The organism is Occallatibacter riparius, assembly GCF_025264625.1.
Lineage (GTDB): Bacteria > Acidobacteriota > Terriglobia > Terriglobales > Acidobacteriaceae > Telmatobacter > Telmatobacter riparius.
The window spans coordinates 4,497,611-4,522,658 of sequence record NZ_CP093313.1 but is presented as its reverse complement, the minus strand read 5'-3'; the positions used below and the strand labels follow the sequence as shown (position 1 = coordinate 4,522,658).

The window sequence follows — 25,048 nt, the reverse complement described above, 5'->3', positions numbered from 1 at the left end:
TGCAGACAGCATTTGCGCACCTGTGACCAGTGTCACGGCAGCCGGAAGCCCATAAAGCGCATGGTGTTGGCCGTGAACGCGGCCCGTTTTTTATCGCGGATTTTTATTGTTACTTCCCTCCTCGCAGCATCCACCCTCTTCGGCCAGCACAAGCTCAAGGACGCAGATTGCCTCGCCTGCCACGGCGACTCCACTCTGAGCTCGGATGCGAACGGAAAGCCGCACAGCCTCTTCGTCGACCAGAAGCAGCTCCGCCATTCCATTCACGGACGCCTCTTCGCCTGCGTGGATTGCCACAAGGACGTCACCAGCCTCGCCCACGATAAGACGCCCGCGAAGATCACCTGCGTACAGTGCCACTCTAAGGCGCAGGCGGCCTACGATCAGTCAACTCACGCGAAAGCCACTAAGGCCGGAGCGAATGCCGCAACCTGCGGCGACTGCCATGGCGACGTGCATTACGTCACCGGCGCCGGCGATCCGAAAGCGTCCATAAGCCACGGCAACGTACCTGCAACCTGCGGCCGCTGCCATGGCCAGAAATTCCTCATGGAGTCCAACGGCCGCAGCGCTCAGCCGTTCCTCTCCTACCAGGACAGCGTTCACGGTCACGCCGTCGAGAACGGCTCCGTACAGGCCGCCGTCTGCACGGACTGCCACGGCGATCACGCTATCCTTCCGCCGAACGACCAGGCCTCATCCATCAATAAGTTCAACGTCCCTGCCACCTGCGGCAAATGCCATTCCCAAGTCCAGCAGACCTTCACAGCCAGTATTCACGGCCAGGGAATCGCACGCGGTAACAAGCTGGCCCCCGATTGCACCGACTGCCACGGAATCCACTCCATCAAGCGCCACACCGATTCCAGTTCCCCCGTCGCCGCCGCCAATGTCTCGCGCGATAGCTGCGCCCGCTGCCATGAGGGCGTGCGCCTCTCGCAGGAGTTCGGCCTTCCCGGCCAGCGCGTCTCAACGTACTTCGACAGCTACCACGGCCTCGCCACGCAAGGCGGATCGGTCGTCGCCGCGAACTGCTCAAGCTGCCATGGTGTGCACGACATCCTCCCCTCCACCGATCCGCACTCGAGCATCAATCACGCCAACCTCAGCGCCACCTGCGGACAGTGCCACAAAGGCGTGACGCAGAAGTTTGTTCTCACCCGCGTACACATGCAGGATGGCGGCCCGGGCGGAGTCAGTGGCGGTGGTGACATCGGCTCGACCGCTGTTCGCTGGGTCCGCATGATCTACATTCCGTTGATCATCATCGTCATCGGATTCATGGCCCTGCATAACCTGGTCATCTGGCGCCGCAAGCTCTCTGACCGCCACAAAGCGCACAGCGTCACCGTCGTCCGCATGACGCCCAACCAACGTTGGCAGCACCTGGTGTTACTCCTGAGCTTCGTCGTCCTCGTCATCACCGGCTTCGCGCTCAAATACCCCGAGTCCTGGTTCGCACATCTGCTCGGCATGAGCGAGCATTTGCGCAGCACCGTTCATCGCATTGCGGGTGTCGCGTTGATTGCCGCCGGCGTCTACCACGCCTTCTATGTGGCTAAATTCCGCGACGGCCGCCGCCTGCTTCGTGACCTTGCTCCCGGCCCGCGCGATCTCAAAGACGCCCTCGCCGCCATGCTCTATTACCTTCACCTCCGCGACGAGAAGCCCAAGTTCGACCGCTTCAATTACGCCGAGAAAGCCGAGTACTGGGCGCTCGTCTGGGGCACCGCGCTCATGGGTCTCACCGGCGTTATGATCTGGGCGAAAGTCTGGGTAGGCAATCTGCTGGCGCGCTGGCTGGTCGACGTAGCTACCTCCATCCATTTCTACGAAGCAATTCTCGCCACGCTCGCCATCGTCGTATGGCACTTCTATCAGGTGTTCTTCGACCCCGATGTCTACCCGATGAACAGCGCCTGGTGGGATGGCAAGATGTCTGCCGATCACTACCGCGAGGAGCACCAACTCGACGCCGAAACACTGGCTAACGCTGTCGAAGAAACCCCGCGCGGCGATCGAAGCCAGCAAGGCAGCAAGCATCCCGCGACCAATCCCGCGCAAGACTGATTCTTTTGATTGGGATGGAAGCGGAAAACCTACTGCTTCACGGGCACGCGGAAATCAACACCCACAGCGCGGTTCGCCTGCTGTGTAGCGGCAACATCGATCTGCGCCATAGGAATCTGGCGATAGTGTGAGTCAAGCACGGTGAGGCTGTCCGCCGTCAGAAGATAATTGTGGATCTCCTCCGGCGGCCTGCCATCGTTGAAGATCACCGTCAGCATGCCCGTTGGCGCAGGCGCTGAGCCAGCCCCGCTCACCTGCGTCTGCCCCGAGTAGGACGCTCGGCCGAACGCCTGGCCCACGGCCGCAGCATCGGTGTCGTAATACTCCTGCGGATACGGCTGCGAGGATTGCGACTGCATCCCATAATCGCTGTACGGCGCGCCAACATAGCCGGTGTTTCCATACCCGTACCAATCGTCATCGGGAGTGAACAGCCACGGATCAACATAGCCGGTGAAGATCGGCCCCGTGTAATACCACGGATAGTAACCGTAGTACGGATACCACGGATACACATAGCCGCCCCAGTACACCCCGCGATGATGATGATCGTGGTCATGATCATGATCGTGGCCATTCCAGGGACCATGCCCGTGATCCGGACCGATCCTCGTGTATGGCATCCTCGGCCCGGGACGATTCAAAATCGGATGACTCCCCATGCGGGGCTGAATTGGATTGCTTCCCAAGCGAGGCTGAATCGGATGAGGCGCGTAGTTGAACATCCGCGGCGCAGGCGAGGGTCGCAGTCCAATGGGATGAGCCGGGGAATACGCCCGCGGCATGGAAGGCGAGAATGCCCGCGGAATCGTCGGCGACGGCCGTACGCCGATCGGCGCGCGCGCAAAGCCTCCGCCGCCCCGCGCGAACCCACCGCCCGGAGGCGAGAACGATCGTGGCGCGGCAACGCTGTGGCCGCCTGAAAATCCGCCATGCGCTCCAGCGCGCTGGCCCCGGGCCGGCGCAACCACCGCAACCGGCAAAGCCAGCGCGGCAACCATCGCGATTGCAGCCAGACGCCTCATGCCGAAAATTCTACGCCTGTTCCAGTGCTGCGGCGCGCAGAAAAGCGCAACCCTGCGGATGCCGAGATGGCCCTCAGACTCTGAAGTGATCCGGCCGCCAGGACCTGATCCGCTCTTTGATCTGCTTCCGGTTCAGGTTCTCTTCCAGCGCCTGCCTGGCCAGCGCCACCACCTCATCGTCCGAAGCGAAGCGCAGCCCCACCATCTGGTCTTCCGTCAGCCGATAGATCTGCGGGTGCCACTCCGGCGGCGCAAGCGACTGCAATCGCAGCCTTTCCTCCAGCCGGATTAGCCGATCCTGCACCTTCAGCGCATAAATGCGGATCAGCAAAACTGGAATCCAGATCACGATCGACATCACCAGGATCCATCCGCTCCACACACTCATGTGCTTCACGAAATAGACGATCGCAAACACCACGTTTGCCATCAGCGCAAACCCGGTGACGAAGTGGAACGGCGGATGAAAACGTGCGTGGTGCTTGAAGTCCTGTACCGGCTGGGGCTTACTCATGCGATCCAATGGCCTCTTTCAGTGCGATAGGCTCAATTGTCGCAGCCCCCGGCTGAGGCGCTGTTGAAGTCACCCGCGATTGCAGCGCCGGGGCCGCCGAAGCGGGCGGGAACCGCGGCTCGTCGTTCAGTTCAGCCAACTCGCTCGGCTCCAGGGTCGGGCAGTGCTCGTAGCTCCGTGGGAAGCGCCCGCGCACCAGGTAGTCGATGAAGAGGCCCCCCGCCAGGTAAGGATTGAAAATCGCAATCGGTATCGCATATGCCGTCGTCATCAGCGATCCCGAGACACTCATGTTCGCGTGGCTCAGGTGACGATAGCCCGGAATCTGCGGAATCGCGAAGATAGACAGCTTGGTCTCTGGATGCTTCTTGGCATAGTGCACCAGCTTCGACGTAATCTGGCGCGGCGTCGTCATGCCTGCATCCGGGAAGAACGTCCGCGTAAACACGTGCGGAAAATAATCGTTCATCACTCCCCGCGCAAAATCCGCGCAGTTGCTATACAGCAGGTTGAACTGGGTGTGGTTCCGGCTGTCGTTCAGGCGCCCCATGAGCGCTTCGTCCTGCTCCTCTGTGGTGTCAAAGCGGAACGCGTATATCTTCCGTTCGTAAGAAACGCCGATGAGTTGGGCCCAGCCTCCGTGCACAAAGTTGCCCTCGTGGACCTTGGCTCCCAGGCTCTGCATGTGCTCGTCGTGGTACGCCCTGCGCAGGTGCAGCACCCCATCACGATTCACCCGCAGTGGAACATCGGCCGCGTCGTCAACAGCATACAGATAGGGGTAGAGCGGCATCGCTACCCAGTCGTACCCGGCGATGCCCTGGTAGCGCGCAATCACGGCGCCCGGTTCCCCCGGCTCGCAGCGGCGCAGCTTTACCGGCGTCTCAGCGCAAAGGCGCGAGAAGTAAATTGCCGCGTGGCCTGTGGGGTTGAGGGTCCCAAACAGTCCGTACGGCTCTTCCATCAGCAGGGCGGCTTGCGCCTGGCTGCGCAAAGAAGAGAAGCCCAGGATGACCAATACGGACAGGACACAGAAGATCGTCCTTACACGCGTCAATGGCATCAGGTCTCTCCCAGGGGCAAAGTAAACGAGGTCTCCTCCATTTAAGTATGCCCCAGTTTCGGTCGGTTTAGATCAGTGGAATATGCCTCGTGAACCCTGCCTATCAGCAATTCATACAGGGGTTTGCGAACCCTCTGTGGAACGCCTCTTAGGAAATAGACACTTAGCGGCCCTCGGAGTTGCCATCAGGATCCGGGACGTCTCGCACTGCGGTTTGATACCGTTACCTTTCCGGCAATTTGAAATACGAAAACCGAACCAACAAGTTCAAATCGATTCGCATCCCGAGGCACCCGTCTTGAAACTGCGTTTGCTCGCCCTTCTCGCCCTGCTTCCCTTATCAGCTTCCGCTCAGGTCATTCTGCCCAAAGTCCTTTCCGATCACATGGTGGTTCAGCGCGACCTGCCCGTGCACGTCTGGGGCATGGCCCAGCCGGGCGAGCAGGTCACCGTCAGCTTCCGCGGCGAAGCGAAATCCACCACTTCCACCAATATCGGCCGCTGGAGCCTGTACCTAAAGCCGGGAGCGGCCGGCGGCCCCTTCGAGATGACAGTGGTCGCTAACGGGCTCTCACAGGTAAAGTCGCCGGCGATCACCCTTCGTGACATCCTCGTAGGCGACGTCTGGATTGCCTCCGGCCAGTCCAACATGCAGTTCGCCCTGGACCACGCCAGCACCGCCGCCACTGATCTCCCCAAGGCCGATAACCCGAAGATCCGCCTGCTCATCGTCGATGACAAGGCATCCGACTACCCCCAGGAGGACATCCCTACCACCGGCTGGGCCGCCTCCAGCCCCGTGAGCGCAAAGCAGTTCTCCGCCGTGGCCTGGTACTTCGCCCGTGAGATCGAACAGCGCGAGCACGTGCCGGTCGGCGTCATCGACTCAAGCTGGGGAGGCACCCCCGCTGAGGCATGGACCCGCCTCACCGCTCTCGGCCAGGACGCGCAGCTCAGCTCGCTCATCACCCTCCGCGGCAAAATGATCGACGACGCCAACGACACCGCCCTCCATGTCAAAGACGAGCAGCGCCAGCGCGACGAAGCCAAGGCCGCCGGAAAGCCCGAGCCGCAGTTCCCCTGGCATCCCGCCCCGGAGAGCTTCGGCCTCGGCTACCTCTGGAATGCCATGATCGCCCCGCTCACCCCCTTCCCCATCCGAGGAGCCATCTGGTACCAGGGCGAAGCCAATGCCGGCAGCGACCGCTTCCCCACCTACGACCGCGTCATGCGCGACATGATCGAAGACTGGCGTCGCCAGTGGGGCATCGGCCCATTCCCCTTCTATTACGTGCAGCTCGCCAACTGGATCACCGGCCCCGACTCCAACTGGGCCGATGTGCGCGACCAGCAGCGACGCACCCTCGGCGAGCGCAACACCGCCATGGCCGTGGCCATCGACGTAGGCAATCCCAACGATATCCATCCCACCGACAAGGCAACCGTCGGCCATCGCCTGGCCATCGCGGCCCGCGCCCTCAACTACGGCGAGCGCGAACTCGAGTACTCCGGCCCCATGTTCCGCCAGGCCACCCCCGAGGGCAGCTCCATCCGCGCCTGGTTCGATCACGCCAAAGGACTCACAGCGAAAGGTGGCGCAGAGGTCACCAGCGTCGAGATCGCCGGTCCCGACGGCAAATACTTCCAGGCCAAGGCCACCATCGACGGCGAAACCATCGTCGCCTCCAGCCCCGACGTCCCCACCCCCGTCAGCATTCGCTACGGCTGGGCCAGCAACCCCCAGTGCAACCTCTACAACTCCGACGGTCTGCCCGCCTCCCCGTTCACCTCGGAGAAACAGGGTCCAGAGTAGCGCACTGATTCGTCCCGCTAAGTACGCAGCGGGACGATCACATTCGTCTCCTGCACCTCGATCAACCCGCACCCGCATCGCTGCTGCAGCTCTGGCATGATCTTCTCCACCCGCTCGGCCGTATCGATGAACTCGATCCGGATCGGCAGATGATCCGAAAGCTCCAGGATGTGCGCCGCATGAATCCGGTGTCCCGCCCCGAATCCGGCCACCCCCTTGCACACCGTCGCTCCCGCAATCTCGTGCTTGAACAGGAAGTCCAGAACCCCCGTATAGACCGGGACGCCTTTGTGTTTTGCCCCGTCGCTCAGATACACCGTAACCTTCAAGGCTTTTCCGGTCGTCAGCATGGCTGCTCCATTCTTCAGCCACACCTCGTAATCAGGGGCGGCGAGCTCGAGCGTTGGCAGCCGCTGCCGCCACCCGCTCACAGGGGCAACGACGGATTAGACACCCGTTTCGCACTCGATGCAAGTGCTCCCCCAACCTTTTTGGATGCAAACCGGAGCCCTCCCATTCCCGGATGACGAGATCGTATCGGGCAACACAGGCACTGCCGTAACGCCGGACTATAATCCGCTCGTTATTCCGGTTCAACCTGGGAGCCCTCGTGTCGCTGCGGTCTTTGCGCCCTCATCTGCCTTCTCGTTCAAGACGCCGCTCTTCGCTCACGCCCACCGCAACCCTCCTTGCGTCCTTCGCAATCTGTGCCGCGCAGGTTTCCTGCAGCGGTGGAGCATCAAGCTCCGGATCCACCCCACCGCCGACTCCACCGCCCACGCCAACTCCAACACCCCAGAGCCTCGCCGTCTCCGCGCCCGGAACTTCCCTGCTCATCGGAGACACCCTGCAACTCACCGCCACCAGCAAATACACCGACGGTTCCTCTCACGACGTAACGTCGACAGCCGTTTGGACCGTCAGCTCGGGCGCTCCCGCCACCGTCTCATCCGGCGGCCTGCTCGGCGCGACCTCAGCGGGCGATTTCACCGTAACCGCAACCGTGGGCTCGCTCTCCGCCACGCAGGCCTTTCACGTCGCGACGCCGCGCACCACTCCCGGAGAAAACGGCTTCAACTGGGCCAGCGTCAACATTCAGGGGATGGGCTACGTCACCGGCCTCGTCATCCATCCGCTTGCGCCTTACGACATCTACATCCGCACCGACGTCGGCGGCGCGTACCGCTTTGACCGCACGCGCCAGCAGTGGATTCCCCTCCTCGACCGCTACGGCCGCCTCGAGTCCGAAATTTATGGCGTCGAGAGCATCGCCGTCGACGCCACCGACACCAACACGGTCTACATCGCCGCCGCACACGGCCGCACCCTCAGCGGCTCCAATGTACAGACGCCCGCCGAAGTGCTCGTCTCCCACGACCGCGGCGCCACGTGGGCAAACACCGGGCTCGGAGCAAAGAGCCTCTACATCGGCGCAAACGACAGCTATCGCGGTACAACAGGTGAGCGCCTAGTCGTCGATCCCAGCGACCCAGGCGTCGTCTATTTCGCAAGCCGCCAGAATGGTCTGTGGCGCGGCGTCCGCACCACCGGCGACCAGTTCGATTGGCAACCGGTCTCCTCCTCGCTGCCTTCGCCCTCAATCTCGCCAGGCGTCACCTTCGTTCTCTTCGACAAGTCAGGCGGCACCAATTCCTCTGGAGAAACGCTGAATCTCTATGCGGGCGTCTACGGAAGCGGCGTTTATGCCAGCACCGACGCCGGTTCCACCTGGACTCAGATCGCCTCAACAGTAAATCCAGAACGTGCCGCCATCGCATCGGACGGCGCCCTGTTCGTCGCCTTCGGCGGCGACGAAGGCGCCACCAGCGGAGGCGTTGGGCGTTATAGCGGCGGAAAGTGGCAGGACATTACGCCGCCCGGTGCAAACGCCGCCTTTGCCGGCGTCACTGTCGATCCTGCCAATCCGCGAACCGTACTTGCCGCCGCAAACTCCAATCGCAAAATCTACCGCTCCAGCGACCAGGGCGCCACCTGGTCCGCAATCCCGAGCGCTACGCCGGATGTCTACACACCGCAGTACTACCCCGCCGGCCCAGGAATGTGGGGCAATGCGGCCCTCGTCATCGATCCCGCAAACAGCAAGCGCGTGTGGCAGACCAACGGCTACGGCGTACTCGAGACCGAAGACATCACCGCCGCCTCGACCCAGTGGACCTGGCAGATGAACAACCTCGAAGAGCTGGTCGTTCAGAAGGTGATCGTCCCGCCCGTCGTCACCGTGCCCGGAACGAACACCCCCGGCGCAGACCTGCTGAGCGTGGTCGCCGACATGGTTGGATTTCGCCACGCCAGCCGTGACATAGTTCCGGCCGCAACCATCGACTCCTTCGCTTATGTGGCGCAGGGCACCGGCATTGCCTACTGTGCCTCGCAGACCCACAACGCCGTCTTCGTCGGCTGGGACGAGACCGACGTTGCCAGGCCGATGTCCGGCATCACGGCAGACAATGGCCTGACCTGGAAGCACATTCCCAACACCGCTCCAGGCACCGCGGGCAAGATCGCCATGGCAGCCGACGATCCGAAGAAGATGGTCTGGGCGCCCTACAACGCAAGCCCGGTCTACACGCTCGACGGTGGCGTCGTCTGGAACCCCGCAAAATCGAACGGCGCCCCGCTGCCCGCATCCTGGCAGCTTTCCAATCCCTGGTGGAACGGCGACGTGCTGACCGCCGACCAGGTCGCTCCCGGCACCTACTACTACTTCAACAACGGCGACTTCTACGTAAGCTCCGACAACGGCGCAACATGGACCAACCGCACCGTCGCCTGGCCACAGGACCCGCACTGGGTCATTCAGGCGAGCATTGTGCCTAACCCCGCGAAGGCAGGCGACGTTTGGATGGCGTTCGCGCCGAACTCCAACCAGCCTTGGATGTATCAACTCATCCATTCATCCGACGGCGGCAAGACCTTCGTCCCTGTGACCACGCTCGAGTACGCCGACTTCGTCGCTTTCGGCAAAGGGAACGACGCGAGCACTCCCTTCATTTATGTCCACGGCCGCGCTCCCGGCGACACTGCCGACGCGATCTACAAATCGGAGGACACTGGCGCGACCTGGACCCGTATCAGCGACCCCCCTCGGATGCAGTTCGGTGAAATCAACTCGCTCGAGGGGGACATGCGCACCAGGGACCTGGTCTACGTCGGACAGGGCGGCCGCGGAATTGTCTTCGGCTACGGAGCCAATTCAGGCATCACGCGGCCCAGCTCAAGGCACGCGCGATAGCATCGGCGATCGCGGCCCGCTGCTCTACAGCCACTCCGCCAGTGCCGCGCCGCACCACGTCGCCCCGAGGCCAAGCACCAGGCTGCCCACGGCATAGAGACCCGCCAGCAGAAACGCGCCCGAGCGCAGTGTCTCCAGCGTCTCCCACTCATACGTCGAGAAGGTCGAGTATGCCCCAATGAAGCCGATAGGAATAAAGAACCGCCACGCCGCGCTGAATTCCACCCGCTCCCCTAGCCACGTCAGGGTGAATCCGATTACCAGGCAAGCCGTCAGATTCACAATCAGGGTTCCATACGGAAAGCGAATGCCCATGCGGCTGCCGACGTTCGCTCCCACCCAATAACGCGCCACTGACCCCAGCGCTCCTCCCACGGCAATCAGCAGATACTTCTGCAAGGCTGTCTCCTTTCAACAGGCCGCTCCGCACACAGGCACAGATCGAGCCGCAGCGTTGCGGATCAAGTTTTCAGGGAAGTCGCAGCCGGGACGTGACTTCGGAACAGGCTGTTCTGCCGCCGCAGGCTTCCCTGCCGCAGCAGCATCCCTGTCAGGAGTCATCATCTGTCCAGCCACCTAGAGAGGACAGCGGTTAAGGGTGAACTCCATCACCACCACGTCTATTACAAAGTGCCACAATTCCGCTGTCAATCGGAAAGCGTTGACGTCTCTTTAAACCACCGTCAAAATCGCCCGCCCCAGCGCGCCCGTCACCGCATCCTGCGCATCCATCGCGAATGGCCGCGCGAACGCCGGCAGACTCCGCAGATGACCGGCGAAATCCCACGCCAGATCGCGCGCCTTGCAGATGTTCCAGAACGCGAGAAGCTGGCCCACTTTGCCCGTATCCTGCGCAATAACTCCCAACACATCCGAAGCCAGCATCTCAAGCGTCGCCGGCATCAGGTTGTTCAGCAGCCCGTTCACCGACTCGTAGTCGGCGTGCTCCGGCCCATTCAGCGCGGGCATCACATTCAGCGCCGCATCAGTGTCCGTCAGTGCTTGTGCAAGATCGTGGTTGATGTGCGCATTCATCCCCGCCAGGGCGAACTGGATGCGGTCGACACCCGCCTTGAACCGCACCTCGAACACCGCGCTCCACGATGACGCAGTGCCGGTCCCCGCCAGGTACCCGCGAATCGCGTCGAAGTAGTACCGCGCGAATACCACATCCAGTGCCACCAGCCAGCGCGGGCTCTGCCACGCGCCACCCGGCGGATTCAGGTCCACTTGCTCGGTCACCATCAGGTAGAGCTTGTTGAACCACTTCAGCCCGTCATCATTGCCCAGAGCCGCATCGATGGCCTGCATCAGCGCGATCACATCGGCAATGGTGTTAGGCTCGGGCCCGCTGACAATGCCAGCAAGCGCCTGGTCGGCAGGAGAGGAAGTCGTAGTCGCCATGGATGCCTCGGGAAGTCGCAGCCAGTATATCTACGAGTCACGCCAATCCCAAGCAGAAAGCCTATCGGCAGCAGCGGAGGGCAACTCGCCGCATATCCGGGGGCGGGTCCGCTGCAACAACTATCTCCTTGCCTGCGGGACGCGCGAGCAGTATATTCCTCGCGCAGTTAACTCGGTCCCCAGGAGGTCTCATGAAAGGGATTACGCGCGTCCTAACGGCATCCGCGGTCCTCTGCGCCGGATCGCTGTTCGTTCTTCACTCGCAATCGCAGAAGCACGTCCTCGACAACCCCGATATGGTCAGTTGGGGTCCCGCCCCGCCCCTGATTCCCCCAGGAGCGCAAATAGCCGTACTCTCGGGCAATCCTATGGCGTCCGGCCCGTACTCCATCCGCCTGAAGTTCCCAGCCAATTACGCCATCGCCGCGCACTCGCATCCCACTGACGAAAATGTCGTGATCGTCTCCGGCGCGCTGACCTTCGGCATGGGAGACAAGCTTATGAAGGACTCCGCCCAGAACAAGACCATGCCCGTCGGCGGATACGCGCTCATGCCCGCGAACATGAATCACTACGCCTTCACCACCGATCAGGAGACGACGATCATTCTGTTCGGGCAAGGTCCAGTGGAGTTCAAATATGTGAACCCCGCCGACGACCCGCGGAATGCGAAAGGCGCTATGAAGTAACTAGCCCACGGATAGAAGGACTCAGCCGGAAAAAATTCGGGCGGGCTTCACCACCTGAGTGCTCAGCCCGCCCGCATGTTCACGTCGCTTGCTAGTATCCGCTAGCTCCGCCAGCCGCGCTCTAGTTGTGCTTGCCCTTCCACTCCGCATACGGCCCCTGGAAATCCTCGATCTGCCCGTTCTCAAAGATCCACAACCGCGTGCCCACCTCATCGATCAGGTCGTGATCGTGCGTTACCAGCAGCACCGTTCCCTCATAGCGCTGCAGCGCAATGTTGAGCGCGTTAATCGATTCGAGATCGAGGTGGTTGGTCGGCTCGTCGAACACAAGGATGTTCGGCTTCGTGAGCATGAGCTTGCAGAACAGCAACCGCGCCTGCTCGCCGCCCGAGAGCGCCTTGAGCGGCTTGCCGCCCTCCTCGCCGCGGAAGAGCATCTGGCCGAGAATGCCACGAATGTCCTCAACATGCGCCTGCGGATCCCAGCGGTGCAGCCAATCGGCGACCGTCAGGTTGGGCTCTTTATCGGCCTCGATCATGTTGGCCACATCCTGTGGGAAATAGCCTACCTGCGCCTCGTGTCCCCAGAACACCGTTCCATTGTCGAGCGTGAACTCGGGGTCGCTCAGGCCGGGATAGTTCGCCAGCAGGCTCTTGATCATCGTGGTCTTGCCCGCGCCGTTACGCCCCATGAGCACGACCTTATCGCCGCGCAACAGGTTCGCGCTGAAGCCGTCGATCACCTTGTGGTCGTCGTAAAACTTCGTAATGTGCTTGAACTCCAGCACGTGCTTGCCGCTCGGCCGCACCTGGTCGAACTTGATGTAGGGGCGTTGGATATTCGACCGCGCCAGTTCGTTGGTCTGCAGCCGCTCCACTTCTTTGCGGCGGCTGGTGACTTGGCTGGACCGCGTACCGGCCGCAAATCGCGCGATAAACTCATTCAATTGCGCGATCTTCTTTTCGCGCTGAGCATTCTGCGACTCCAGCGTCGACCGGATCTGCGTCTTCTGCATCACCATGTCGTCGTAGCCGCCGGTATAGGTGATGATCGTCTCGTAGTCGATATCGGCGATGTGCGTGGTCACCGAGTTCAGGAAGTGCCGATCGTGCGAGATGGTGATTAGCGTGCCGTTGTAGTTCTGCAGAAAGTCCTGGAGCCAGTGGATCGAGTCCAAGTCGAGATAGTTCGTGGGCTCATCCAGCATCAGGGCTTCGGGCTTGCCGAAGAGCGCCTGCGCCAGCAGCACGCGAACCTTCTGGCCGCCCTGCAGCTCGCTCATCTTGCGGCCGTGCAGGTCTTCATGAATGTCCAGTCCGTCCAACAGCACCGCCGCGTCGGACTCGGCCGTGTAGCCGTCCTCGTCGCCGATAATGCCTTCGAGTTCGCCCAGCCGCATGCCGTCTGCATCCGTCATCTCGGGCTTCTCGTAGATGCGGTCGCGCTCCTCCAGAGCAGCCCACAGCGGCTTGTTGCCCATGATGACGGTATCGATAACGCGATAGGCGTCAAAGGCGAACTGATCCTGCCGCAGCACGCCCATCTTGCGGGGCCGGACGACAACGCCCTTCTGCGCCTCGATCTCCCCGGTCAGCACCTTCATAAAGGTCGATTTGCCGGAGCCATTGGGACCCGTAAGGCCGTATCGCCGGCCTTGGACAAAGTTGACTGTGACTTCCTCGAAGAGCACCTTTGCGCCGTAGCGCATGGTTACATTGCTGACACTGATCATTGCGTATGTAATCCTGGCTGGATGTAGCTGATTGCCTTCACCGCAGATGCGCAGCGCGGCGGCTCAAAGCAAAAGATCGGGCGCAAACAATGCAGCCCAAAGGGAAAAATCCCGCTCAATCCAGTTTCTCATAAAGCGGCCCTAACCATCAGCCCTCACCTAATCAGCCCCAGACGCAGAAAGGGTCCGGCGCTTTGCCGGACCCCGATCCGACCCAAGAGCCTGAATCAGCCGAAATAAGCCGTTAGCGTCAGAATCAGCAGCACAACGCCAATCGTGATCGCGGTGAAGCCCACAATCTTCGAGAAGTTGACGAACCAGCTCTGCGGCTTCTGGCCCAGCTTCGCCTCCAGCTTGCCTTCCGCCTTCAGGCGCTGATATTCGAGCGGACGCTTGTGCGCGAACTCCTCCTCGCTCTCCACGCCGGTGAAGATCACCATGTCCATCGGGAACGAGTCGGGACGCAGGTGCGTGTTCACAAAGTGAATCGAGAAGATGAACAGAATCGCCAGCAGCCCTTCCTCGCTGTGGATCACCAGCACCGCATTCAGCGCCCAGCCCGGCAAAAAATGCGCGAAGAACGGGGCAAACCACATGGCGTAACCGCTGAAGCCGATCACCATCATGCCCCAGAACACCGCCCAATAGTCGAACTTCTCCCAGTAGGCATAGCGCTCAAACTTCGGTCTCGGCCCCATGCCGATCATCCACCGCATGTGGCCCACCATGTCCTTCACGTCCTTCCAGTTCGCAACCATCGAGGTGGCGCCCCAGAAGATTCCCTTCTCCCTGTGCCACGCGCGCGTGAAAATGTCCTTCACGTGGATGAGGAAGGCGACAGTCAGCGCCAACGCGCAGGCTTTGTGGACGAACAGAATCGCACCGAACCCGCCCACAAACTTCGCCGCGCCCCGCGCCCAAAGGCTCTCGCTGAAGCGCAGCGGCAGCCCCGTAGCGGCGAGCCCCAGGAATGTCGAGAACAGCACCGCATGCAGCCGGCGCTGCGCCCGTGTGAAGCGCTGAAAGTAGCGGCCCGTCGTAGCCGATCCGCCGGTGGCACCTGCCTCCTCGGTTGTCTTTTCAGTTTCGATTACCAGTTCAGGCATGGTTCCCTCCGTTGCCGCCGTGGTGTTTGACCTGGTCATAGCGCGAGCGGACCAGCCAGAGAATCGTGTGAATCAGGAAGAACGTGAGGACGCTGGCCAGCAGCACGTTCATGAACAGCCGCACATAATAAAGCGCCGGATTCAGCTTGCGATCGCGCGCGTTGGCGTGCGGCTGGTATTGAACAAAATTCACGTTCGCGCCGGCGTGGCAGTGTCCGCATGTGGTCACCAAGTTGGCCTGGTGAATCGGCGACGCCGGATCCTTCTTGCCTCGCACATCGTGCGCCCCGTGGCAATCCCAGCAGCGCGCCGTCTCCACGTAGCCGCCCAATGAGCCGAGTTGCGAGTGGAACGTATCTCGGTAGGTCGAAAGCTTGTCGTTGTGGCACGAGCCGCAGATCGGCGTGGACTGCATGCGGAACTCGGACTCCGTTGGCTGCAGGATCTTGTGCGCCGTGTGGCAGTCGCTGCAAACCGGCGCCTTCATCTTGCCGGCGGCGACCGCCCTGCCGTGCGCGCCATCCATGTACTCCATGTTGATCTTGGCGTGACAGGTGCCGCAGGTGTTGGGAATATTCGCCTTGAACGTGGGGCTCTTCGGGTCCTTTTGGCTCAGAATGCCGTGCGATCCGTGACAACTCTGGCAGTTGGCTGCTACCAGCAGACCTGCTTTGTTCAATGCTTTGCCATGGATGGAATCCACATAATTCGGATACACGCTGGGCAGCCCGTGCTTCTGCGCCATGCCGTTATTGCTATGGCACTTGCCGCAGGTGGTGGGCACGTTCATGGGATATACGGTCGAGCGCACGTCACTCTTCGGAAAGACGCTGTGCGGATCGCCGTGGCAGCTTGTGCAGGGGTGCTCCTTGCTATCCGCGTGCACGCTCGTCTTGAGCTGCGCTTCCTGGTCGCTGTGGCACGTCGTGCACTGCACCTTCGCCGGCTTGTCAGGATGCGGATAGTCCTTGATATCAGCGTGGCAGTCGTTGCACTTCAGACTGCCGTGAATGCTCTTGCCGAACTTGTCGCCATCCACGCCAATCTTGTTGCCGTTGCTGTCCGTCATGCTCTGGTCGGAGTGGCAGGCCAGGCAGTCCGTCTGCGCCTGCGCGGGCGGAGCCGTCCCCCCAACCAGGCCAATAAGCGCAAACACCAAGGTAAGGAACGAAAACCGCCCGGCCAGAGATCTCAGATTTCGAAATTGATTTAGGAGGATTGCAGTCTGGTATGGATCCGAAGAACTGGCCTCTTGAGAATTGCTGCAAAACAAACAACTGCTTTGAGCGGCTTCAAACATTCTGCCGTCTTTCTCCGGAAAGCACAGCCATGATTGGCCTGCCCATCCGGCTCGTGCACCGCGCCCGAGAGCTGAAGGTGAGTTACGAGTATGAGAAGACTCCTTTTTGTGGTTTCACATCAGTGACTCGCATCACAATGACCACGCAAATTCATCACTTGTTTTCGCTTGTGTATGCGATGGAAGTCACACGGATGTACCGAATGTGGACATGCTGACTCCGTGCGCGAGACGTACATCACGTCCAGCGCGATTGCGGATTCAACGTGTCCGAAAACGAACACGCGCCTTCGCTTTCGGACGCAGTTTGCCCCTCAGCGCAACACAGTCCTGCACGGGAAGCCGATGTTCGTGACGAACTTGGGATCTTTTTGGCAATGGCAGGCGCAATGCTCTACAACTCAGTGGTACCTTTCCCCTCACGATCCTTCAGGAGGCATTATGAGCAGCTTCGCTCACGGGTCGCACTGGATGTTTCTTCTGCTCGCGGCCACCCTCGGCTGCTGCATGGCGCAGAGCAACGCGACGGCGCCCGCTTCCGCCCCGCAGAACTTTGCGCTAACAGATGCATCTGCCCTCGCCGTCACCGGCGGCAAGGCTGAGGCCGCCGACTATCTGGGCCGTAAAGCCGTGCGCCTCACCACGGCTGCCGAGAGCGACATCTTCGCCTTCGTGAATGGGAGCAATCTCCAGGACGGCGCCATCGACGTGGACCTCGCCATCAAAATCACTACGCCTCCCGGCGTTCGCATGCCGGGATTCACGGGGCTCGCCTTCCGCTCACGGTCTGACGGCTCCCACTACGACATGTTCTACCTGCGCCCGCGCAACTCCCTCGCCGAAGATCAGGCCATGCGCAATCACTCCGTGCAGTACGTGGCCAAGCCGGACTATGACTGGTACCCGCTCCGCCGTCAGTGGCCCTGGGTCTATGAAGCCTGGGCTGATCTGAAGCCGGAGACCTGGACTCATGTGCAGATCGAACTTCACGGCCGCACGGCGCGCCTTTTTCTGAACGGGTCGAAGCTGCCGAGCCTGGTGATCAACGGCCTTAAAGGTGAAGACCTCAAGGGCGGCATCGCGCTATGGGGCTACCCTGGCGAAGAGTCGTACTTCTCCAACCTGCGCATCACGCCCTCCTCCCCCGTCCCGCTCTGCAACTGCGGCGAACCCGCAGGAACCTGGCACGTGGCGCTTGGCACAGACTATGGCCGGTTTGAAGGAACCCTGGATCTTAATCGCGACGGCCCTGCCATCTCCGGCACGTGGTCGGGCGCCTTGGGCGACAGTCGCCCAGTCACCGGCCGCTGGCGCGACGGCTACGTGGAACTGAGCTTTACCGGCGACTGGAAAGATGGCAACGAGAAGCCAGTTCCCTTCACCGCACGACTGGCAGGCTGGTTCGACGGCGACACCGCATCCGGGCGCGTCGCCCTGGAAGGCCGCGCAGACGGCATCTGGACCGCAGAACGAAAGAAGTAACGCGGATTCCTTCATTTTGACGCTCCGGCACTCCGTAACCGGCCATCCTGTCTCCGCGCACGTGATGTGAGTCACATCACGCCATGCTCCGCCTCAAGCACAATTACCCCGCTGATGGAGGAGCCCTTGATGAGCACGTCTGCGCTGCCTGAAACCGCGTCCATGCTTACCTTGCCAACCGACCAGGTGAGGTCGATCCTGTGGCGATTTGCCGATCGTTTCGATCTCCAAATGCTGGTGCAGTCGGCGCGCGGCGTGGCACGCGGAACAGTGGCGCGGCTGGTGGCCGCGGGCGAGCGCAACACGCACGACTGGACGCCCCTAAAAGACGAGATGATGGACGCCTTCGACCGCGCAGGCCTCACTGCAGTCTTTATGGAGCCGGAAGAGGGCGGATTCATCGTTGGACCGAAGAACCTGGCGTTGGCGCTCTCGGCCTTCGAGCTTGCGTGGGTAGACGGCGGCGCGGCCACAGCCAGTCTTGCGGGGTTCCTGGCGCTCTCCCCCATCCATGAGCGCGGCACACCGGAACAGGCGCAACACTACATGAGCCTGGCGGCGCCGCCGCAACCGGGTGAAGACCGCAAGGCATGGCGCGGAGCCTTTGCGCTGACAGAGCCTATCCCCTATGTCGGCGTGGACACCGGCATGCTCGGCGGGAAGGTCCGCATAGCCGAGTGGAAAGGCGGCGAAGAGCCGCTGCTGCACGTAGACAAGCGCGGCCGCTTCATCACGAATATCGCCACCGCCAACTTTGTCACGGCCGCGGTAAGCTCCGATGATCCGCGCATCAAGGGCAGTTGCGTCATCATCCTCGAAGACGGCGATGAAGGCACCTTCGACCCCGGTACGCCGACCAGGAAGCTGGTGCATCAGCTTTCCTCCACGGGCGATCCCATCTTCAATCTCAAGGTACCCGCCAGCCGCATCGTCGGCGGATACACCGTCAAAGACGGCGTCATCGTGCCGAACTTCTCGCACGGCGAAGTAATTGAGGCGGTCTTCCGCCGCACGCGCGTGACCGTCGGCCTGATGACCGCCGCCAAGCTTCTTTCCGCTATCGAACCGGTGATCCGCTATCAGCGCTCCCGCTTCCGCGGAGCCGAGGGCGCGCGCCCCGGCACGGTGCGCTATGAACAGGGCATCCAGCAGCGCGAAGACGCGCTGCATCGCCTGGTCGATGTTTGGGCCAGCGGTGAAGCAGCCGCCTCTCTCGGCTTCGCGGCGGCGCGACTCTTCGACGAGCTAGACCCGCTGGAGAAGCAGAAGACGGCCATCCTCAGAGAGCGCGGCATCGCCGGCGGTCGCTCGGAGATGAAGGCGTTGCGCGCCACTGAAGAAAGCGCGATTGCGTTCTTGACCATGAAGCCGAACGACTCACGCCGCGCGGAATATGCCGCCGATCCGCTGGTGCAATATGTGCTGAAAGACGCCGAAGCCAACGTCCTCTGCCCCGCGACCAAGCTCTGGAATACCGGCCACGGCGCAAACATGATGCGGGAAGCCGTCAGCCTCATGGGCGGCTACGGCATTACCGAAGACTGCCCCGGCTTCCTGGCTTCCAAGTGGATGGACGCGCAGCTCGAAGCCACTTACGAAGGTCCCGAAGCCGTGCAGCGGCGCCAGCTCACCGTGACCATGACAAGCACCGTATTCCTCGCCCAGTTTCGGGCCTGGATCACCGAGATGCGCCACATCGCATCAATCCGTCCGGGCACCGGCGCATGCACGCTCGCCTCCGCGATGCAGATGTGGTTGTGGACGCTGAATCATCTGCAGAAGGTCACCGACGCCGCGGGCAACAAGCTCTATCACGGCCAGCGCCAGGGCGTGACGTTCGCTATGGCCGACGCGCTCTGCTGGCTACTTGCCTCGCGCTGCCAGATTCTCGATGTACTCGAACTAGAGGCACGCGGCACAGCCGATGCATCGCTCGCGGATACCCTACGCGGAACCGTGCAGTTCCTCGGCGACCTTTGCCACGTCCAGACCGCGAAAGCGGCCGGCGAGGTGGGCCGCATCTGTGCCGAGCTCGTCTTCGGCTACAAAAAGCACCCCTCGTGGAACGACGCCGGATGCAACCAGTGCTTCTCCGTCGATGAGTTGGCCGAGTTCGAGCAGACCATGCCCGGCATCACCTCCATCGTCTTAGATGTGCTGAAGGCCGACGGCTCGCATCCTGACAAGGCCGGCCCCTGCGCCAGCTGCATCGGCGAGAGCGACTTCCTGCAGATGCAAAACAAGCTGTCGCGGTGCCTGAGCGGCTCTCGTCTGGCCAAAGACCGCGCCGCCGAAACCGTCAGCGCCGTAATGATTCCCGAAGCACTCGATTATCCGCAATAAAGCACCGTAGGTACGCAGCAGTGAGGATCGACATGAATGCCTTAAGCCAAGCCGATGGATTGGGAGAGGACGTCCGGCAGACGCTGGACGTGGACATAGCCTGCGCGGGCTTTGGCCCGGCCATGGGCGGATTCCTGACCACTCTCGTCCGCGCCTGGAGCGTAAATCCGGCCGATCCCGCTTTTGAGAGCGCCGTCCTTCCCGGCATGCCCTTACAGGTACTGTGCTACGAACGCGCCGACGATCTCGCGGCGGCGGTCAGCGGCGTCGTCACCAGCGCGCGCGGCATCCGCGGAAGTTTTCCCGATTTCAAGCCGGAAGACGTCCCCATGTCCGCCGAAGTGCGCGACGAGCGAGTGCTCTATCTGCTCGATCCCATCGGCGCGAGCCGCCGTCCCTTCGGCATGCGCGTTGCCGATTCAGTATTGCGCGCCCTCAGCCGTGCAGCCGGCGTCAAAGACTTCGCCTTTGAGCTCCCCTGGACTCCCGCCTTCCTGCACAAAAACGGCGGGCTGCTGCTCTCGCTAGGCCAGTTCAACCAGTGGGTCGCGTCCAAGGTGATGGAAACCGGCCTCGTGCAGATCTGGCCGGGCACTCCCATCGCTGCTCCTCTGATGGAGAACCGCGCCGTAACAGGCCTACGGCTCGCCGATCAGGGCGTCGATAAGCACGGTACTCCCGAAGACTGCTACCTGCCCGGAATGGATGTGCAGGCACGTCTTACCGTCGTCGGCGATGGCCCCGTAGGGGCAGTCGGTCAGGCGATCGACGATGCGCTCGGCATGCCCCGGGGCCACGCCCACCGCGAGTGGGCCCTTGGCATGAAGTTCGTCATCGAACTGCCCGAAACAGCCGAGCGTCGACTCGAACCGGGAACCATCTGGCACACGATAGGCTACCCAGAGCCCGAGATCTTTGGATTCCTCTACGCGCATCCTGACCGCCTCGTCTCGGTCGGCATCTTCGTGCCGTCGTGGATGCACGACCCCTCGCGGACCGCTTACCGCTACCTGCAGCACTTCATCCAGCACCCGGCACTCTGGCGGCATCTGAAGGATGGCCTGCTGCGCTCCTGGGGCGCGAAGTCGCTTGAAGAGTCAGGGCGTCAGGGCGAGCCCTTTCTCTGCGGAGACGGCTTCGCGCGCATCGGCGAGGGCTCCGGCTCGACCAACGTGCTCACCAACTCCGGCGTAGACGAAGCGTGGACCACTGGCGTGCAACTAGGAGAAGCGGTCATCGAACTGCTCCGCGCCGGTAAGCCCTTCACCCAGGAGAACCTCACCGCCACTTACGCCGCCCGCCGCCGCGCAAGTTGGGTCGAGCACGGCGCGCGCGAAGCCGAGCACGCCCGCGGCGGATTCCAGCAGGGCGCGGTGCGCGGTCTGATCGGCATGGCCCTTACCGGCCTGACCCGCGGACGCGTCACCATGCAGGGCCCAACTCCGGCCCCATGGCTGCAAATGCGGCGCACCGAAGACCCAAAGGAGAAGCTCACGCGCGAATCCGCGGTGCGCTTGGCCATGGAAGACGGTCGCCCGCTCCACGATGCCCTGCTCACGGCCCGCGGCTGGCCCGAGATCGAGTTCGACGGCAAGCTCCTGGTCACGCACCAGGACGCGCTCCTGATGGGCGGCAAGGTGCAGGCGTCGCCCGGCTTCGCCGACCACGTCTTCTTCCGCGACCTGCGCGTATGCGCCGCGTGCGACGAAAAGACCTGCGTGGCCATGTGTTCCGGCCAGGCCATCACCCTGGGCTCCGACGGACTGCCCACCTTCGAACGAGAAAAGTGCGTACACTGCGGCGCATGCCTCTGGAATTGCAGCCACTCCATGGATGGCGAGCACAGCAACATTGCCTTTCAAGCCGGCAGCGGCGGCCTGCACTCCGCAGAGAACTAGAACCTGACATCAACGAGGACAAATGCCAAACGCTCTCCACATAATCGTCTGTGCCGGAATCGTGCCCGATCCTCTTCAAACGCTGGAACCTGTGACGAATCCGACCGGCCCCGGCCTCAAAAACGAAATGGTCCTTCCGTCCGTTCTCGACCCCTGGGCCGCAAGCGCTCTCTATGAAGCTGCAAACCTCGTCGCGAAGAACCCGGGCAGCAAACTCTGGCTCGTCTCTCTCGGCCCGAAGGCTAAGCTGCAGCAAGTCATGATGACCATCGCGCAGAAGGTCGCCTTCGAACTCGTGCCAATCGATGGTCCTCTCGGCGGATTCGCAGACGCCCATGCCACCGCCGCAGCGCTCGCCGACGCCATCACCGCAATCCAAGGCCTCGACCGCGACAAGCTGCTGCTCTTCGGCGGCTGGGAGTCTGCCACCCGCGGCGCCGGCATCACGCTCCAGCTTGTCGGCGAGCGCCTCGGCATCACCGACCAGTTCCAGGGCGTAGACCAGATTGACCTGCACGACGACGGCAGCTTCGAAGTACTCGAGCGCGTGGAAGGCGGCAAGCATCAGGCCAGCGTCTGCGCAGGCGCGCCCGCTGTGCTCGGCTGGGCAACCGGAAACCTGCCCGAGCCCCGCAACAACCCGCAGATCGGCATGGTCAACATGCGCACCGTAATGCCCGCACTGCAAAAAGCGAAGCCGGCCGCTCTCGCCCCCAACGGCCTCAAATACGTCTCGGTGAGCCTGCCGAAACAGCAGCGCGATACCCGCGTGGTGAAAGATATGAACTCCGACGAGATCGCTGCCGAGGTCGTCGCATGGATTGGAGCGGAATGATGGACTCGATTCTCGTACTCACGCACACAGATGAAAACTCCGCTCTGACGAAGGCCTCGCTCGAAGCCGTCACGGCCAGCCTCGAACTCGCCGCGCGTCTCGGCGCCTCCCTCTCCATCGGCATCATCGCCGTCGATCCCGCGCCTGCCGCATCCGCACTCGCCGCCACCGGAACTCGCCTGCTAGCTGTCTCAGGCAAAGCGTTCGCGCAGCCCCGCTATGCAAGCGACGCCGCAGCATGCGAAGCTCTCTGCCACGCGGCCAACGCAACTATCATCCTTGCGCCCTCGTCCTCACGCTTCGCCCGAGTCGCCGCAGGCGTCGCCCATCGTCTCGGCGGCGTAATCGACACCCATATCACCGCCATCGCTGGATCCGCTCAGCCGGAAGCGACGCGCTGGTTCTATCGCCAACGCATTGAAGCTGTCGTTACACGCGACTCCCGCCCATGGTTCCTGCTGCTCGACTCCGGCACCCACGCCGCCTACTCCGCCCAGCTCGGTACCGCGAACTTCGAACATATCGACATACAATTGCCCGCGTTGCGTACCACGGTCACTGGTGTACGTACGCCGCAATCGGACGCGCAAACGATTCGGCCAGACGCCGAGTTGCTCTTCGTCGCCGGCGCCGGCTGGACCAAGAAGCAGCCCGACGGCCAAACCCACGCTGCCGAAGCCGGCGAAATCATCCTCAACTTTATTCATCGCACCAGCGCATCGCTCGGCAGTTCCAAATCGCTCGTCGACCAGGGCACCGATGGCGCGCCCGTGCTTCCCTTCCTCACCCACATGAACCAGATCGGCCAGACCGGCGCAACGCCACGCCACGCCAAAGGCCTCTCCACCTGCTGCCACGGAGAGGAGCCGCATGTCGTCGGCTGGCGATTCATCGGCGAGCGCCGCGCCATCTCCCTCGACCCCAACTGCGGCTGGGCACGCGGCAAAGCCGACGTCGTCTACATCGCCGACGCGTTCAAGGTGATGGAGAAGGTGAATGCCCTCCTCGCTCAAAGCAAGTAGCACAACGTTCATCTTGGTCGCTGCAGTGCTGTGGTAGGTTATTTAGAGCAGTTCCGACCGGTGTGCCCTCAGGAGCGCGCCCGCTGCCTCTCGCGTGAGGAAGGAAAATCCGCGAGAGACGTTCCGGTTTTCAATCCAAACGGAAATACGCTCCAGCAGAGTGAGGAATCTGTCATGTCTGAAATCACCAAATTCATCAAGCACCACTATCGCCATTTCAATGCGGCGGCTCTCGTCGATGCAGCCCAGGGCTATGTCGACCACCTGAACAACGGCGGCAAGATGTTCGTCACCATTGCGGGCGCGATGAGCACCGCCGAGCTCGGGCTTTCGCTGGCAGAGATGATTCGCCAGGACAAAATTCACGGCATCTGCTGCACCGGCGCGAACCTCGAAGAGGATGTCTTCAACCTCGTGGCGCATGACTTTTACGAGCGCGTCCCGCACTACCGCGATCTAACCCCCGCCGACGAGGCCGGCCTTCTCTCCCGCCACATGAACCGCGTCACCGACACCTGCATCCCCGAGATGGAAGCCATGCGGCGCATCGAGAATGAGGTGCTGCAGGAGTGGGTCAGGGCCGACCAGGCCGGTGAGCGCTACTTCCCTCACGAGTTCATGTACAAGATCCTGCTGTCCGGCCAGCTCGAGAAGTCCTATCAGATCGATCCCAAGAACAGCTGGCTCCTCGCAGCCGCGCAGAAGAACCTGCCCATGTTCGTGCCCGGCTGGGAAGACGCAACGCTCGGCAATATGTACGCCGGCCACTGTATCTCCGGCGACGTGAAGAAGGTCCACACTGTCCGCACCGGCATCGAGTACATGATGGAGCTGGCCGAGTGGTACACCAACCTGACCAAGGACTCCTCGCTCGGCTTCTTCCAGATCGGCGGCGGCATTGCGGGCGACTTCCCCATCTGTGTCGTCCCCATGCTCCACCAGGATCTGCAGCGCGAACACGTGCCGCTATGGGGCTACTTCTGCCAGATCTCCGACTCCACCACCAGCTACGGCTCCTACTCCGGCGCCGTGCCCAATGAGAAGATCACCTGGGGCAAGCTCGGCGAGAAGACGCCGAAGTTCATCGTGGAGTCGGATGCGTCCATCGTGGCGCCGCTGATCTTCGCCTACGTCCTCGGCTGGTAGCCATCTACGGTGCGGTCACCCGGGCACGTCGGGAACGCCACCACCAAACCCGGTTGAACCGTCAGGTACGTTCGGCCTTTAAGCCGGACATCCAAACCTCGGTTTTAAATGGAACACGCCAGCCGCTTCTCTTCAGAAAAGCGGCTGGCATGCTTTCTCCAATCAACCGATTTCCGCATCGAGCGTGACAACCATCACAGACCGGAATCTCCGATCAAGCTAATTTCTATTCATGGGCTGCGTTCCGTTCACGGATCGCAGCCTTCGGAGCTTTAAGCGGAAGTTTACTAGAAAATTAGCTACCCCTCCCCCTGTTTTTACTTCTCCTTATATTCGCTTTTTGAGCCTAATTT

Annotated in this window: 19 protein-coding genes and 1 riboswitch; of the genes, 10 read left to right on the top strand and 9 right to left on the bottom strand. The window is 62.0% G+C overall.

Annotated elements, in window-relative coordinates:
• The first annotated feature begins 60 nt into the window (after positions 1–60).
• Positions 61–2,070, top strand: a complete 2,010-nt coding sequence (locus MOP44_RS18330) for a cytochrome b/b6 domain-containing protein (RefSeq protein ID WP_260791699.1) — start codon at positions 61–63, stop codon at positions 2,068–2,070.
• Positions 2,071–2,099: 29 nt separating this feature from the next.
• Here MOP44_RS18330 and MOP44_RS18325 read toward each other — a convergent pair whose 3' ends face one another.
• The 3 genes from MOP44_RS18325 to MOP44_RS18315 all read right to left on the bottom strand — a co-directional run bounded on the left by MOP44_RS18325 (position 2,100) and on the right by MOP44_RS18315 (position 4,672).
• The gene (locus MOP44_RS18325; protein ID WP_260791698.1) at positions 2,100–3,095 is read right to left on the bottom strand and encodes a hypothetical protein; all 996 of its coding nucleotides are present in this window, start codon (positions 3,093–3,095) and stop codon (positions 2,100–2,102) included.
• Positions 3,096–3,168: 73 nt separating this feature from the next.
• Positions 3,169–3,609 (bottom strand): DUF6526 family protein, encoded by a 441-nt coding sequence (locus MOP44_RS18320; protein ID WP_260791697.1) that lies wholly within the window; start codon positions 3,607–3,609, stop codon positions 3,169–3,171.
• On the bottom strand, positions 3,602–4,672 hold the full coding sequence (locus tag MOP44_RS18315; RefSeq protein ID WP_260791696.1) for a hypothetical protein: 1,071 nt from the start codon (positions 4,670–4,672) through the stop codon (positions 3,602–3,604). Before MOP44_RS18315 ends, MOP44_RS18320 begins: the two co-directional genes overlap by 8 nt.
• 298 nt (positions 4,673–4,970) lie before the next feature.
• Between MOP44_RS18315 and MOP44_RS18310 the strand changes: the two genes are divergently transcribed.
• Entirely contained in the window at positions 4,971–6,485 is a 1,515-nt protein-coding gene (locus tag MOP44_RS18310) for a sialate O-acetylesterase (RefSeq protein ID WP_260791695.1), read from the top strand.
• 17 nt (positions 6,486–6,502) lie between these two features.
• On the opposite strand, the gene MOP44_RS18305 is transcribed toward MOP44_RS18310, so the two are convergent.
• A complete protein-coding gene (locus MOP44_RS18305) occupies positions 6,503–6,916 on the bottom strand; it encodes a DUF190 domain-containing protein (protein WP_260791694.1) in 414 nt (137 codons plus the stop codon).
• A 179-nt stretch (positions 6,917–7,095) separates the two neighbouring features.
• Here MOP44_RS18305 and MOP44_RS18300 point away from each other — a divergent pair, with 179 nt between their 5' ends.
• Positions 7,096–9,738 (top strand): Ig-like domain-containing protein, encoded by a 2,643-nt coding sequence (locus MOP44_RS18300; protein ID WP_260791693.1) that lies wholly within the window; start codon positions 7,096–7,098, stop codon positions 9,736–9,738.
• Between the two features lie 24 nt (positions 9,739–9,762).
• On the opposite strand, the gene crcB is transcribed toward MOP44_RS18300, so the two are convergent.
• Positions 9,763–10,137, bottom strand: a complete 375-nt coding sequence (gene crcB, locus MOP44_RS18295) for a fluoride efflux transporter CrcB (RefSeq protein WP_260791692.1) — start codon at positions 10,135–10,137, stop codon at positions 9,763–9,765.
• 145 nt (positions 10,138–10,282) lie between these two features.
• A riboswitch (Fluoride riboswitch) is annotated at positions 10,283–10,360 on the bottom strand.
• A gap of 50 nt (positions 10,361–10,410) precedes the next feature.
• Complete coding sequence (locus tag MOP44_RS18290) at positions 10,411–11,142, bottom strand: DUF5995 family protein (protein ID WP_260791691.1); 732 nt, start codon at positions 11,140–11,142, stop codon at positions 10,411–10,413.
• A gap of 191 nt (positions 11,143–11,333) precedes the next feature.
• Here MOP44_RS18290 and MOP44_RS18285 point away from each other — a divergent pair, with 191 nt between their 5' ends.
• Positions 11,334–11,831 (top strand): cupin domain-containing protein, encoded by a 498-nt coding sequence (locus tag MOP44_RS18285; RefSeq protein ID WP_260791690.1) that lies wholly within the window; start codon positions 11,334–11,336, stop codon positions 11,829–11,831.
• A 121-nt stretch (positions 11,832–11,952) separates the two neighbouring features.
• Here the strand turns inward: MOP44_RS18285 and MOP44_RS18280 are convergent, their stop codons facing one another.
• The 3 genes from MOP44_RS18280 to MOP44_RS18270 form a co-directional block, all read right to left on the bottom strand.
• Complete coding sequence (locus MOP44_RS18280; RefSeq protein WP_260791689.1) at positions 11,953–13,563, bottom strand: ABC-F family ATP-binding cassette domain-containing protein; 1,611 nt, start codon at positions 13,561–13,563, stop codon at positions 11,953–11,955.
• A 227-nt stretch (positions 13,564–13,790) separates the two neighbouring features.
• The gene (locus tag MOP44_RS18275) at positions 13,791–14,669 is read right to left on the bottom strand and encodes a formate dehydrogenase subunit gamma (RefSeq protein ID WP_260791688.1); all 879 of its coding nucleotides are present in this window, start codon (positions 14,667–14,669) and stop codon (positions 13,791–13,793) included.
• Positions 14,662–15,825: a cytochrome c3 family protein gene (locus tag MOP44_RS18270; protein ID WP_260791687.1), complete on the bottom strand. Its 1,164-nt coding sequence runs from the start codon at positions 15,823–15,825 to the stop codon at positions 14,662–14,664. Before MOP44_RS18270 ends, MOP44_RS18275 begins: the two co-directional genes overlap by 8 nt.
• Before the next feature lie 585 nt (positions 15,826–16,410).
• On the opposite strand from MOP44_RS18270, the gene MOP44_RS18265 reads away from it, so the two are divergent.
• The 6 genes from MOP44_RS18265 (at position 16,411) to MOP44_RS18240 (ending at position 24,695) form a co-directional block, all read left to right on the top strand.
• Positions 16,411–17,451: a DUF1080 domain-containing protein gene (locus tag MOP44_RS18265; RefSeq protein ID WP_260791686.1), complete on the top strand. Its 1,041-nt coding sequence runs from the start codon at positions 16,411–16,413 to the stop codon at positions 17,449–17,451.
• 129 nt (positions 17,452–17,580) lie between these two features.
• Positions 17,581–19,794 carry an acyl-CoA dehydrogenase family protein gene (locus MOP44_RS18260; protein WP_260791685.1) on the top strand — a complete coding sequence of 738 codons (2,214 nt, stop codon included), beginning with the start codon at positions 17,581–17,583 and terminating at the stop codon, positions 19,792–19,794.
• 32 nt (positions 19,795–19,826) lie between these two features.
• A complete protein-coding gene (locus MOP44_RS18255) occupies positions 19,827–21,692 on the top strand; it encodes a hypothetical protein (protein WP_260791684.1) in 1,866 nt (621 codons plus the stop codon).
• A 22-nt stretch (positions 21,693–21,714) separates the two neighbouring features.
• Positions 21,715–22,527, top strand: a complete 813-nt coding sequence (locus MOP44_RS18250; RefSeq protein WP_260791683.1) for a hypothetical protein — start codon at positions 21,715–21,717, stop codon at positions 22,525–22,527.
• Positions 22,509–23,549 (top strand): hypothetical protein, encoded by a 1,041-nt coding sequence (locus tag MOP44_RS18245; RefSeq protein ID WP_260791682.1) that lies wholly within the window; start codon positions 22,509–22,511, stop codon positions 23,547–23,549. Before MOP44_RS18250 ends, MOP44_RS18245 begins: the two co-directional genes overlap by 19 nt.
• 174 nt (positions 23,550–23,723) lie before the next feature.
• Positions 23,724–24,695, top strand: coding sequence for a deoxyhypusine synthase family protein (locus tag MOP44_RS18240; protein WP_260791681.1), 972 nt, complete (start codon positions 23,724–23,726; stop codon positions 24,693–24,695).
• Positions 24,696–25,048: the final 353 nt, after the last annotated feature.